The 13,029-nt window shown below is 70.6% G+C and carries 10 protein-coding genes; 3 read left to right on the top strand and 7 right to left on the bottom strand.

Annotated features, from left to right (window positions below; translation table 11 throughout):
• Positions 1-4: 4 nt before the first annotated feature.
• Positions 5-811 carry an IclR family transcriptional regulator gene (locus BLU27_RS28305; RefSeq protein WP_092656831.1) on the bottom strand — a complete coding sequence of 269 codons (807 nt, stop codon included), beginning with the start codon at positions 809-811 and terminating at the stop codon, positions 5-7.
• A 136-nt stretch (positions 812-947) separates the two neighbouring features.
• Here BLU27_RS28305 and rhmD point away from each other — a divergent pair, with 136 nt between their 5' ends.
• A complete protein-coding gene (gene rhmD, locus BLU27_RS28300; RefSeq protein ID WP_092656829.1) occupies positions 948-2,126 on the top strand; it encodes an L-rhamnonate dehydratase in 1,179 nt (392 codons plus the stop codon).
• Between the two features lie 42 nt (positions 2,127-2,168).
• A complete protein-coding gene (locus tag BLU27_RS28295) occupies positions 2,169-3,335 on the top strand; it encodes a phosphotransferase (protein ID WP_092656828.1) in 1,167 nt (388 codons plus the stop codon).
• Here BLU27_RS28295 and BLU27_RS28290 read toward each other — a convergent pair.
• From BLU27_RS28290 to BLU27_RS28270, 5 genes are all read right to left on the bottom strand, one after another.
• The gene (locus tag BLU27_RS28290; protein ID WP_092658454.1) at positions 3,332-5,614 is read right to left on the bottom strand and encodes a heavy metal translocating P-type ATPase; all 2,283 of its coding nucleotides are present in this window, start codon (positions 5,612-5,614) and stop codon (positions 3,332-3,334) included. The two genes, BLU27_RS28295 and BLU27_RS28290, sit on opposite strands and share 4 nt — an antisense overlap.
• Before the next feature lie 89 nt (positions 5,615-5,703).
• A complete protein-coding gene (locus BLU27_RS28285; RefSeq protein ID WP_092656826.1) occupies positions 5,704-5,928 on the bottom strand; it encodes a heavy-metal-associated domain-containing protein in 225 nt (74 codons plus the stop codon).
• Positions 5,929-6,002: 74 nt separating this feature from the next.
• A complete protein-coding gene (locus tag BLU27_RS30715; RefSeq protein WP_277869320.1) occupies positions 6,003-6,329 on the bottom strand; it encodes a metal-sensitive transcriptional regulator in 327 nt (108 codons plus the stop codon).
• Between the two features lie 284 nt (positions 6,330-6,613).
• Positions 6,614-7,666, bottom strand: coding sequence for a hypothetical protein (locus BLU27_RS28275; protein WP_092656822.1), 1,053 nt, complete (start codon positions 7,664-7,666; stop codon positions 6,614-6,616).
• A complete protein-coding gene (locus tag BLU27_RS28270) occupies positions 7,663-8,787 on the bottom strand; it encodes a DNA methyltransferase (RefSeq protein ID WP_092656820.1) in 1,125 nt (374 codons plus the stop codon). Before BLU27_RS28270 ends, BLU27_RS28275 begins: the two co-directional genes overlap by 4 nt.
• A 236-nt stretch (positions 8,788-9,023) precedes the next feature.
• Here BLU27_RS28270 and BLU27_RS28265 point away from each other — a divergent pair, with 236 nt between their 5' ends.
• Positions 9,024-10,994: an ABC transporter substrate-binding protein gene (locus BLU27_RS28265; protein ID WP_157728846.1), complete on the top strand. Its 1,971-nt coding sequence runs from the start codon at positions 9,024-9,026 to the stop codon at positions 10,992-10,994.
• Between the two features lie 28 nt (positions 10,995-11,022).
• Here BLU27_RS28265 and BLU27_RS28260 read toward each other — a convergent pair whose 3' ends face one another.
• A complete protein-coding gene (locus BLU27_RS28260) occupies positions 11,023-12,867 on the bottom strand; it encodes an HNH endonuclease (RefSeq protein WP_241827689.1) in 1,845 nt (614 codons plus the stop codon).
• Between the last annotated feature and the right edge of the window lie 162 nt (positions 12,868-13,029).

Genomic DNA, 13,029 nt, shown 5'->3' with positions numbered 1-13,029 from the left:
GCGGTCACCACTCCTCAAGGGTCGGTCCGGCCCGGTGCCGGCGTTCGTAGCCCAACTCGGCCGACAGCCGGTGCGCCGCCTCGGTCAGCAGCCGGTGGGCGTTCTCCCGGTGGGCAGGTGTGCACCGGATCGCCGGGACGGACACGCTGAGCGCTGCGACGGTCCGCCGGCTGACGTCGTACACCGGCACGGCGACACAGCGGATGCCGAGGGTGTACTCCTCGTTGTCCACGGCGAACCCGCGCCGGGCCACGGTGCGCAGCTGACCGAGCAACCTCGCCTTGTCGGTCACCGTGTGCCGGGTGAACGACGGCAGCGGACCCGCGGGCAGGCGCGCCTCGAGGTCGTCGCGGGGAAGCCCGGCCAGCAGCACCTTCCCGACCCCGGTGGCGTGAGCGGGCAGCCGGCGGCCGACTTCGGACGCGAGGGTGAGGGTCTGGCGCCCGTCGACCTTGGCCACGTAGACGTTGTGCACTCCGTCGAGCACCGCCAGCTGGACCGTCTCGTCGATGGTGTCCCTGATGCGTTCCATCAACGGCAGTGCGCGTTCGACCAGCCCGAGCGTGCGCGTGTAGGCGTTGCCGGCCTCCAGCGTGCGAAGGCCGAGGGAGTAGCAGCGCTGGTCGGCGTCGAACTCCGCCCAGCCCCGCTCCACCAGCGTCCGCAGCAGCCCGTGCAGGCTGGAACGCGGATAACGCAGGGTCTGCGCGATCGCGGTGAACGTGAGCGGCTCCTCGTGCCGGGTGAGCAGCTCAAGAATCGCGAGGGTGCGTTCGGCCGACTTCACTGCGCCGGTGGTCGGGTCGGTCACGGGGTACGCCTCCGGACGCGATCGTTCGGATACGTGAACTCGGGTTCACCGAGCCGAAACTGCGCATAACCTACGCCGACAGGTGACCTGAGACCAGGGCTCGTGTCCGCCCTTGGCACGAAGGGGAGTGAGTGCGATGGCGATGCCGAAGGTACGTGAGGTCCGCGCGTACGTCGTGCGCGGCGGTGGCGCGGACTACCACGACCAGGCAGAGCAGCACTGGATCGACGACCACGTGGCCACGCCGATGGCGTACTACCCCGACTATCGCGACAGCCGGCAGAAGTTCGGGCTCAACGTGCTCGGCACCCTCGTGGTCGAGGTGGAGGCCGACGACGGAACGGTCGGGTTCGCGACCACGACGGCCGGCGAACCCGGGGCGTACATCGTGGAGAAGCATCTTGCCCGCTTCGTGGAGGGCGCCCCGGTCACCTCGATCGAGAAGATCTGGGACCAGATGTACGCCTCGACGCTGTACTACGGCCGCAAGGGAATCGCGGTCAACTGCATCAGCGCCGTGGACCTCGCGATGTACGACCTGCTGGGCAAGATCCGTCAAGAACCGGTTTACGCCCTGCTCGGCGGGCCCGTCCGCGACGAACTCGTCTTCTACGCGACCGGCGCTCGCCCCGACATCGCGGAGAAGCTCGGCTTCGTCGGAGGCAAGCTGCCCTTGCAGCACGGGCCGGCCGAGGGTCCTGAGGGTCTACGGGCCAACCTCGACAAGCTGGCCTCGATGCGCGAACGGGTGAGCGAGGACTTCTTCCTCAGCTGGGACTGCTGGATGTCGCTCGACCTCGACTACGCCACCCGGCTCGCCCAGCGGTCGGCGGAGTTCGGCCTGCGCTGGATCGAGGAGGCGCTGCCGCCCGACGACTACTGGGGTTACGCCGAGCTTCGGCGCCGGGTGCCGACGGGCATGTGGGTCACCACCGGCGAACACGAGTGGACGAGGTTCGGCTTCCGCCTGCTGCTGGAGATGGGCTGCGCCGACATGATCCAGCCGGACGTGAACTGGTGCGGCGGCATCACCGAGCTCGCCCGGATCAGCGCCCTCGCCGACGCGCACGGCGTCCCGGTGATCCCGCACGGTTCGAGCGTGTACTCCTACCACTTCGTGCTCACCCGGCGGAACAGCCCGTTCTCGGAGTTCCTGATGATGCATCCGCAGGCCACGGAGGTGGTGCCGATGTTCCACCCGCTGCTGCTGGACGAGCCGGTTCCGGTGGGCGGGCGGCTGCGGGTGCCGGAGACTCCGGGGTTCGGCGTACGGCTGAATCCCGAGTGCGCGCTGCACCGCCCCTACACGCACTGACCTGTCTCCCGTGCGGTCAGGGCCTCCTGGACACTTGTCCGCATGGAGCCGACGACTGCCGGACGTGAGGTGCCGTTCGAGGTCTCGGCCCAGGTGGCCGACGCGCTGGAGCGTACGGTCGAGGAGGTCCGCGCGGCCGAGATCGACCCGCTGGCCGGGCCCGCCGTGGACGGCATCGCCACCGTCGGCATCTGGCGGGTGCGCGGAGCGGACTGGTCGGCCGTGGTCAAGGTGCTCCGCCACGTCGTGCACGGCGGGCTGTCGGTGTGGCGTTCGGAGGACGACCCGGCGCACCCGTTCCACTGGCGGCGGGAGGCGGACGCGTTCGCCGACGGCCTGCTGGGCTCACTGCCCGGCGACCTGCGTGCACCGGCGTGCTACGGCGTCGTCCCCGGTCCCGACGGCACGCTCGCGATCTGGATGGAGGACGTCGCCGGCTGCGAGGGGTCGACCTGGGCGCTGCCGCGCTACCGGCAGGCGGCCGAACACCTCGGGCAGGTGCAGGGACACCTGGCCCGCGAGCACCTGGCCGGCGAACCCGTGCTGGACCGCCCGTGGATGAGCCGGGGCTGGCTGCGGACGTACGTCGACCGCCGCGCCGCCCGGAGTGCCGCGGACGCCGATCCCACCGACCCGCGGGTCTGGTCGCCTCCACTGGTGCGGCGGCTCGTCCCGGCCGACCGGGTGCCCGCGTTCCAGGCGCTGTGGGCGGCCCGCCACCGGCTGCTCGACGTGGTGGACGGGCTGCCGCGCACGCTGTGCCAGCTCGACTTCCACCCGCGCAACCTGTTCGACGTGGCCGGGCGGACCGTGGTGATCGACTGGGCGTTCGCAGGGGTCGGCGCCCTGGGAGAGGACCTCGGCAACCTGGTCGTCGACGCGGTGACCGACTTCCACCTGCCGCCGTCGAAGCTGCCGGAGCTGTTCGAGACGCTGGTGGCCGGGTACGCCGACGGGCTGGCCGCGGCCGGCTGGTCGGGATCGGACGGGCCGGCGGAGCCGGCCGAGGTTCGGCGGATGGTCGCCGCCGGGGCCGCCGCGAAGTACGGCTGGCTGGCCCCGGCGATTCCCGCTGTGGTGGCCCAGGGCCGCACCACGCTGAACGGCCGGCCGATCGAGGAGGCTGCCCCGCTGTGGGTGGCCTGTGGTGACTTCCTGGTCGAGCTCGCCGACCTCGCCGTGCGGGGCGGCCCCCTCGACAGACCCTAGGCGCTCGCCCTGGGCGTGAACCGGCGCAGCCGCAGGCTGTTGGTCACCACGAACACGGAGCTGAACGCCATCGCCGCCCCCGCGACCAGCGGGTTGAGGAACCCCAGCGCGGCCAGCGGCAGCGCGGCGACGTTGTACGCGAACGCCCAGAACAGGTTGCCCTGGATCGTGCGCAGCGTCGAACGCGACAGCCGGATCGCGTCCGCGGCCACCCGCAGGTCGCCGCGGGCTAGGGTCAGGTCGGACGCCTCGATGGCGACGTCGCTGCCCGAGCCCATCGCGATCCCGAGGTCGGCCTGCGCCAGCGCGGCCGCGTCGTTCACGCCGTCGCCGACCATGGCGACCACCGCGCCGGACTCCTGCAGGGCACGGACAGCTGCCACCTTGTCGGCGGGCAGCACCTCCGCCCGTACGTCGTCGGCGGCGATCCCCACCTCGGCCGCCACCGCCCGGGCGGCGCGGGCGTTGTCGCCGGTGAGCAGCACCGGCCGCAGCCCCAGCGCCCGGAAGTCCGCCACCGCGGCAGCGGAGGTCGGCTTGACCGTGTCGGCGACGACCAGCACACCCGCGACCCGGTTTCCCACGGCGACCCAGATCGGCGTACGCCCGGAGGCCTCGGCCCGCTCCGCGCCTGCCCGCAACTCCTCCGCCGGCTCCTCGACTCCCTCGGTGCGCAGCCAGCTCAGCCGGCCGGCCCGGACGAACGAGCCGTCAGCGCCGTCAGCCCCGCCGGCCCCTGCGATGCCGTCGACCCGGCCGGACACCCCGAGTCCCTCGGTGTTGCGGAAGTCGGTCACCGCGACGGGTTCGGTGCCGCGTTCGCGGGCGCCGGTGACCACCGCCTGGGCGATCGGGTGTTCGGAGGCGTGCTCGACCGCGGCCGCCAGCCGCAGTAGTTCGTGCTCGGTGGTCGGTGAGGCGGGGAGCACGTCGGCCAGGCTCATCTGCCCGGTCGTCACCGTGCCCGTCTTGTCCAGCACGATGGTGTCCACCCGGCGGGTCGACTCGAGCACCTGCGGACCCTTGATCACGATGCCGAGCTGTGCGCCGCGGCCGGTGCCCACCATCAGCGCGGTGGGGGTTGCCAGTCCGAGTGCGCAGGGGCAGGCGATGATGAGGACCGCGACCGCCGCCGTGAAGGCCGCGGTCACCCCGCCGCCGGCGCCGAGCCACAGCCCGAACGTCGCGACCGCGAGCACGATCACCACCGGGACGAAGATGCCGGACACCCGGTCGGCGAGCCGTTGGACGCGGGCTTTGCCGTTCTGCGCGTCCTCGACGAGCCGGGCGAGCTGGGCGAGCTGGGTGTCGGATCCCACGCGGGTGGCGCGTACGACCAGCCGGCCGCCGGCGTTCACGGTGGCTCCGACGACGTTGTCGCCGGGGCGCACGTCGACCGGAACCGACTCGCCGGTGAGCATGGACGCATCCACCGCGGAGGCACCGTCCACGACCACGCCGTCGGTGGCGACCTTCTCGCCGGGGCGTACGACGAACGTGTCGCCGACACCGAGCCGGTCGACCGGGATCCGGGTCTCCACCCCGTCCCGTACGACCGTGACCTCCTTGGCGCCGAGCTCGAGCAACGCCCGCAGCGCGGCGCCGGAACGCCTTTTCGCCCGCGCCTCGGCGTACCGGCCGGCGAGGATGAACGTCGTCACCGCCGCGGCAACCTCGAGGTAGATCTCGTCCGCGCCGGACCCCTGCCGGGGCAGCAGCGAGAACTCCATCCGCATGCCGGGGGTGCCGGCCGTACCGAGGAACAGCGCGTACAGCGACCAGAGGTAGGCAGCGCCCACGCCCAGCGAGATCAGCGTGTCCATCGTCGCCGCGCCGTGCCGCAGGTTGGTCCAGGCCGCCTTGTGGAACGGCCACGCCCCCCACACCGCCACGGGCGAGGCGAGGGCGAGCGCCAGCCACTGCCAGTTGGTGAACTGCAGCGGCGGCACCATCCCGAGCACGACCACCGGAAGGGCGAGGGCCGCGCTGGTCAGCAGGCGGGTACGCAGGGCCCGGGTCGGGTCTGCCTCGGCCGGTGACGCCGTGGGGGAGCCGGCCCCGGTCGCCGCGCCGTCGCCGGCGGCCGGCGACGGCGCGGGCGGGACAGGCAGGGTTGCGGTGTAGCCGGTGGCCTCGACGACTCCGACCAGATCATCGGTGGTCACCGTCTCAGGTGCGCTGACCTTCGCCTTCTCGGTGGCGTAGTTGACCGTGGCCACCACGCCGTCCAGCTTGTTCAGCTTCTTCTCCACCCGGGCGGCGCAGGAGGCGCAGGTCATCCCGCCGATGAGAAGTTCGACGTCGCGGGTCCCCGGCTCGCGGGCCGCGTCGGGGGCGGGTGCGCCGGTCGTGACCGGCGCGCCCGTGCTCACGAGGTGACGAGGCGGTAGTCTCCCGCCTCGTCCAGGGCCTCGGCGACGGCCTCGGGCGACACCTCGGTGCTGCTGGTCACGCTGACGGTGGAGTTCCCGCCGGGCACGAGGTCGACCGAGACGTCGGAGACACCGTCGACGGCCTTGAGTTCACTGGTGACGGCTGCCACGCAGTGCTCGCAGGTCATGCCGGACACGGTGTAGGTCGAGGTGAGCGCCACAGGAGTCTCCTTCTGCGTTCTGGGTTCGGGATGCGGGTGTGTACGGAGGTTTGTGTACGGGGTTTGAGCCTGGTTCAGGAACGGACGAGGCGGGCGATGGCGGCCGAGGCCTCCTTGACCTTGGCCTGCGCGTCCTGGTCGCCGCTGGACAGCGCCTCGCTCACGCAGTGGGCGAGATGTTCGTCCAGCAGTCCGAGCGCGAACGACTCCAGCGCCCGGGTCGCGGCCGACACCTGGGTGAGAACGTCGATGCAGTACGTGTCGTTCTCCACCTGGCGCTGCAGGCCGCGGATCTGGCCCTCGATCCGGCGCAGCCGCTTGAGGTGCGCGTCCTTCTGGTCGAGGTAACCCGGCGGCCGGTGACCTGCGTGCGGGCTGGGAGTCGGGACGTCGGCGGCGATGACGTCCGCCGCATCCGTTGTGTCCGTAACGGGGTGTACGTCCGCGTCGCTGGACTTGCCGGGCCTGGACCGGCGGGACGGTGGCGTGCTGGCCATGACAGTCTCCCTGCTACCCCCAAGGGGTATCTCGTCGCGCGTTCTCCACCATACCCCAGCCAGGTATGTGATCAACCTGCTCCCCGTGTGAGCCGCCCCACTCTCCGCCCACTCTCGGCCACGGAACGCCGATCCGGAACGGGCGGCGAGGTCTACACCCGGATCACCGGATGAGGCTGTGCCGGCGCCTAGCGGGAGCCGAACACGTCGCCGAGGGTGCGGACGGCTCGCACCGCCTCCGCCGCCGCGGCGGCCGATCGCCCGCGCAGCGTCCGGCGCAGGTCGCGTTGGACCAGCTCCGACACCTGGTCGGGGTCGGCCTGGTCGCTGTGGATGCGCAGGAAGCGGTACCAGTCCTGGATCCGGATGCCGAGCACCTCCAGCTCGTGCGAGGCTCGGATGAACTCGTCCATCATTCCCCGCACCCGGGCGACCCGGCCGAAGTTCTTCCCGCCGTCGTAGGCGGGCACGTCGGCGATCTGGGCGTCCCGGGCGGGGTAGGGCCGCGCGTCGGGGGGATGGTGGATCGCGCGGTCGGTGCCGCGCGCGGCGTCGCGTGCGTGCTGCCAGTAGTAGGTGCGGTAGTCGGCGGCCCAGCGCGCGGACGCGACGTAGGGCTGCGCGGCCACGGGGGAGCCGGACAGGACGTTGTCGAGGTACCACGGCACGACGACCAGCAGGTCGTGGTCTGCGCAGGCGCCCGCCGTGGTGGTGAAGCGGAAGCTCGGCTCGCCCTCCTTGGCCAGCAGGAACCAGCCCTTCAGCTCGATGCCGAGTGCGATCGTGGGCCCGCCTGCCGAGCCCTTGCGGACCAGGCGTACGTCTGGAAACCGCTGGGACTGGCGTTCGAAGGTGTACCCCAGCCAGTCGTTGTCCGGGTCCCACAGCGGACGCTGCTGATTGAGCGCCTTCACCACCTGGCCCTCGATGGAAGTGCCCAGCAGGGTGTTGAGGCTGTGCAGGTCGGTGGCGTTGACGCCGGCGACGTGGTTGCTGAACTCGAAGTAGGCCGGCAGCCCGAGCAGCAGGGTGCGCAACCTGGCCTGCAGGTGGGTCAGCGGGTCGTCGGGGTCGAGATCGGGCTCGGCGGGCGCGCCCGGCCCGAGTATCTCCGGCTCGGCGGCGAACAGCCCGTCCGCCTCCGCGGCGGCCTCCACGTCGGGGTCGCCGCCTGCCCCGAGCCCGCCCGTCCGATCACCGGCGCCACGGTGCGTGCCGGGTGCGGGGGGTCCGGCGGTCACGGTGCCTCCTGTGTGGCTGCTCTGCGGTGGTGTTCGGCGGGTACGGCGGCCTCCTCCGCGGCCGGGTCGGCGGTGGCGTCGGCGACCCGGAGCCGCTCCCGGGCGAGCTTCGCGAAGCCCTTGTCGCGTTCGGCCACGTAGGCGCGCCGGCCCAGGGCGACCGCCGCGACCGAGCCGGACGCCAGCCCCCCGAACGGCTCCCACACCACGTCACCAGGCTCGGTCACCGCCCGGACCAGCCGCTCCATGAACTCCAGCGGCTTCTGGTTGAGATGGGCGGAACTGCCCGCGGTGGGCTTGTAGACGCGCGGGGCGGCCCGGCGCAGCGTCCCCTTGAGGCGCTCGTCGTCGTGCAGCGGCCCGCGGTGCCAGATGTTGGTGAGGCCGTGCTGGTGGTTCCAGCGGTAACGCAGGCCGTCCCACTCCTTCGCGGTGACGACGGTCTCGCCGTCGAGGCTGAAGTAGGGCCAGCCGGTGCGGGCGCCGCGCTCGTTGGCGTACGTCGCGAGCTTCTCGAACATCTCACCGGGCGGCCAGTACCACAGCCAGTCCTGGGTGAGGTACTTGCGCGTGGCGGCGTTGCGTACGCCACAGGCCTCGTTGGCACGGTAGAGCGGCAGGCCGCTGCGCACCCACTCGTGCCGCAGCCATCGGCGCACCGGCATCGGGCCGTCGGGGGTGTCGATCGCGAACCTGCGCTGGTAGAGCACGCAGACCTCCGACACCACCGGAAACCTGCGGATCGTCTTGCCGTTGACGTTGCCGGCGACGTGGGCGATCCCCTTGTCCCAGGTGATGGTCTGGACGTACTCCCAGCCGTGCTCGACCAGCAGCGGGTGGATGGTTGCCCAGCCCACCTCGGTGTTCCACACCCACAGCGTGGTGGACGGATGTGCGGCCGCCGACCAGGCCTGCACGTGCGGGCGGTACCACTCGACGAGTCCTTCGGGGCCGGTCGTGTCGCCGTGGAACCCGCGTACGCCGTAGGCGCCGTCGCTGATGATCGTCGTCGGGGTAGGCCAGCGCGCGTAGGCGCGGGCGACGTCGCCGGTGTACAGGTCGTACGCCCGGGGCGTGCCCCGGCCCGGCCGCGGCGCGCGGGTGCCACGGTCTTCTTCCACGCCCGCAGGCTATCCGCCGCCACCGACACCGCTCTTCCGGCTCGCCCGGGCGCACCGAACCCGGGACCGAACGGGTGACCGGAGCAGGACGCTTCGGAGTCGGTCCGTGGCGGCCGACAGCGCCGTGTGCGATCTTGTGAACCCTTGGTAAGCGCATTCCCAGAATGTCGACCGTGTCGACCCGGTTGGCCGTCCTGGCGACGTGTCGAGGACGGACGCGAGAGCAGGGAGTGGCCATGGGCATCCGGTACGACGACGAGTCCCGGCGCATGAGCCGGCGTGACCTGCTGGCGTGGGGAGGCGGCGCTGTCACGGTGCTGTCCCTGTCGGGATGCAGCCTGCTGTCCACCGATCCCACCGGCAAGGCCGGCAGGAGCGGCGGCGCCGGTGGCGGCCCGCGGAGCAAGCAGGCACCCGACCTGGCCGCCCAGGTGAAGGCGGGGAACCTTCCTCCGCTCGGGCAGCGGCTGCCGAAGAAGCCACGGGTGATCAAACCGGTCGAGAAGCTCGGCACCTACGGCGGGGACTGGCGGACCGCACTGCTGGGGCCGGGCGACACGGCCTGGGCGTACCGGACCGTGGGGTACGAGCAGTTGGTCAACTGGGATCCGGGCTGGACGAAGCCGATCCCCAACATCGCCGAGTCGGTCGAGACCGACCCGACGGGCGCGGAGTTCACCTTCCGGCTGCGGGCCGGCATGAAGTGGTCGGACGGCAAGCCGTTCACCGCCGACGACATCGTCTTCGCCTACGACGACGTCTTCATGAACAAGGAGCTCAACCCGCAGCCGCCGACGTGGCTGGTCACCGGCGGCAAGCCGGGCAGGCTGGAGAAGATCGACGACGTCACCGTGAAGTTCGTCTTCAGCGCGCCCAACGGGCTCTTCCTGGCGAACATCGCCCAGCCCGCGGGCGAGGGGCTCACCAACAAGCCGCGCCACTACCTCGAGCAGTTCCACAAGAAGTACAACCCCGAGGTCGCCACGCTCGCGAAGAAGCGGAAGTTCGACAACTGGATAGACCTGTTCGGCGCGATGGCCGATCCCTGGAACCACGTCGGGCTGCCGAGGATCACCGGCTGGGTCGTCAAGGACGCGCTCGGCACCGGCTCGCGCATGGTGGCCGAACGCAACCCGTACTACTGGAAGGTCGACACCGAGGGATCGCAGCTGCCCTACATCGACCGCGTGGTCTTCAACGTCATCAACAACGAGGAGACGATGGTCCTCAAGGCTGTCAACGGCGAGCTGGACATGCAGGAGCGGACGATCAACACCCCGCAGAACAAGCCGGTTCTCGCCGCCGGCCGGGACAAGGGGGAGTTCCACTTCGTACCCGAGACCGGCAGCTCGATGAACAACCTGATCATCGCGCTCAACCTGGCTCACAAGAACGCCGCGCTGCGTGAGGTCTTCCAGAACCGCGACTTCCGGATCGGGCTGTCACACGCCATCGACCGCAAGGAGATGATCAGCGCGGTCTTCCAGCGGCAGGGCCAACCGTGGCAGGCTGCGTCACGGCCCGAGTCGGACTACCACGACGAGGAACTCGCCACGCAGTACACGGAGTACGACGTCGCGCTGGCCAACAAGCATCTCGACCGGGCCGGCTACAAGCGCGGCGCCAACGGCGTCCGGCTCGGCCCGGACGGCAAGCCGATCTCGTTCCAGGTCGACGTCGCCGTCCCGTCGGCGCTGTGGACCGACGGGATGGAGCTGGTACGGAAGTACTGGCAGGAGGTCGGCGTGAACATCCGCGTCAACGGCATCGACCGTACGCTGATGTACGACCGTAAGACGGCGAACTCCCAGGACGCCAACGTGTGGGGTGGTGACGGCGGCCTCGCCGACGCGATCCTCGATCCGCGGTGGTACTTCCCGTTCAGCGGCGAGTCCAACTACGCGATCCCCTGGGCGAACTGGTTCAACAACACCACGCCGAAGCAGAAGCCACCCAGCGCGGCGCTGCAGCAGATGGAGCTGTACCGCAAGCTGATGACGACGCCGGACGCCGACGGGCGGAACGAGATCTTCATGCAGATCCTGAAGATCGCCAGGGAGCAGTTCTACGCGATCGGGACCGTGCTGCCGCCCAAGGGCTACGCCATCGTGCGCAACAACTTCCACAACGTTCCGAAGTCGTTGCTCAACGGGTGGATGTATCCCGGTCCCGGGCCGACGATGCCGGAGCAGTACTTCATCTCCTAGGCGAGTCAGCCGTCGGGCATGCCTCTCCTCAGAACGGCGGTAGGTCATCGTCGACCGTTCCCGTTGTGGCGCTGACCGCTGGGTCATCGACGGCCGGGTCGGTGAGGGATGGTGTTCGGCTGTGGTAGTGCCGGCCGTGGGGGTCGGTGAGGGTGTGTTCGCCGGGTCCGGTCTGGTGGAGTTTCCAGTCGCGGTCGGTTTTGGCTTTGTGGTGGCGTGGGCACAGGGGTGCGATGTTCTCTACGGACGTCGATCCGCCGTCCTGGTGTTCGGTGTTGTGGTCGAGGTGGCAGGTGGCGGCGGGTCTCCTGCAGGTGGTCCATGCGCAGCGTTGGTCGCGGGCGTGGACGAGTTCTGCCTGTAGTCCGCGGAGGAATCTTGCCGGTATGGGGTGCAGGTGGAGTAGGCGTCCGGTGACCGGGTGGGTGACCCCGACACTGAATCTGGCTTCGGGGTTGTCGAGGTGGTTGGCGACGATGCGGCGGGCGACTTCGGTGATGACGGGTCCGAAGCCGCCGAGCTCACCGGGCTGGGCGGACAGCCCTATCAGGGTGGTGAGCGGGATGTTCAGCTGCACTTTGGCGCGCGTTCGTATCGGCCCCCAGCTCGGCTGTGAGGAGGACCAGGGCGGCGAAGGCGGTGTAGGTGATGCGGGTTGCGGGGGTGGTGGCGTTTCATCTGGCGGTGAGTCGGCCGGCTCGTCGGGTCTGCGGTTCTGCCGCGGAATCTGAGCCGCGGTGGGGAGAACGGAGTTGGGACCGGAGGTGTTGGACCCCATGGTGCGAGCGGTTGCATTCTCTGCGGCCGCGGCGCGCGCGGCGGCGTCGTGGGCTTCAGCGTCGTGGGCGGTGGAGCAGTGGCAGGGGGTGTAGTGGGCGGTGGTGTTTGCGGTTCCGGCGGGAGCGCAGTCGCCGCAGTCACATCCGGCGCTGTGCAGGTCGTGGTCGGGGTACCGGTGAACCGCACAGCACCCCTGCTTGGTCTCACCCTGTGCCTGCTCGTCCGGCTCCTGCTCGGTGTCGGCGTGCGTCTGGTCGGCTTGTCTTTGGATGGAGCAGTCTTTGATGTCGGCGGTGCCGGTGAGTAGGGCGGCGGCGACGTCGGCGCGGAGTTGGCTGAGGGTGCGGGTGTCGCCGGACGATTTGACTGCGCGGGCGATGGCGTCGAGGTGGCCGTACGCTTCGGCGGCCTGGTCTGCGGACAGGCCGCGGATGGCGAGGTCGGCGACGCCGTCGACGGCGGGCCAGATCGCCACGTTCCGCCCGGACCTGGCGGCGCGGTGACGTTTGGCGGCGGCGTCGGGGTCTGCCTTGACGACCTCGGCCTCGACCTTGGCCCGTAGTAGTCCTCCACGCAGTTCCAGGACTTTGGGGAAGATCGCGTCCTCGATGGCGGCCCACAGGTCGGGTTCGGCGTCGGTGATGCGGTCCACGATCACCCGCACATCGTTGAGCTCCAGCTGCCCGCTGGCCAACGCCTCACGTACCCGCGGCAGGCGGGGCAGTGTGGCGGCCAGGGCCACGTACTGGTGCGCCCGGTAGCCGGTCCACCCCAGCAACGGCTCCAGGATCTCAGGTGTCATCGGATCCGGGGTGACACTGCGTCCGGCCGGGCCGTCAACCATGCCGGGCTCGGCGTAGACCAGCGCGTTCACCGCGGCCAGGCAGGTGGCCTCCAGCCCGCAGATCAGCCGCCGCCGTGCCTTGATCGACTCCTCCAGCTCGAACCCGTTACACCCGGCCACGTCGACCCCCGCCACCGCGGCAGCCAACCCAGGACCCGCCGGCAGGTCAGCAAACCCCGCGGGCAGCACCCGACGGCCACCGGGCTCATCGCTCAGGTGGCCGTCGAAGCACTCACCGCCATCGCTCACGCGTTCGATTCTACCGAACAAGATCGGCTCATGCTCGCCGGAAACCCTTACCCACAAGAGGAATTCACGTCAACTCCGCCTTGCGCGATCGCCAAGCCGGAGGGTTGCGCCTACCCGAAGCCAGGCATTGAGCGTACGACTGAAAGCGTCATCGCTGACGAC

Origin of the sequence: Actinopolymorpha singaporensis, assembly GCF_900104745.1 — a bacterium.
Classification (GTDB): Bacteria; Actinomycetota; Actinomycetes; order Propionibacteriales; family Actinopolymorphaceae; genus Actinopolymorpha; species Actinopolymorpha singaporensis.
The sequence above is the reverse complement of the archived record's forward strand: the minus strand, read 5'-3'. Positions and strand labels throughout refer to the sequence as shown.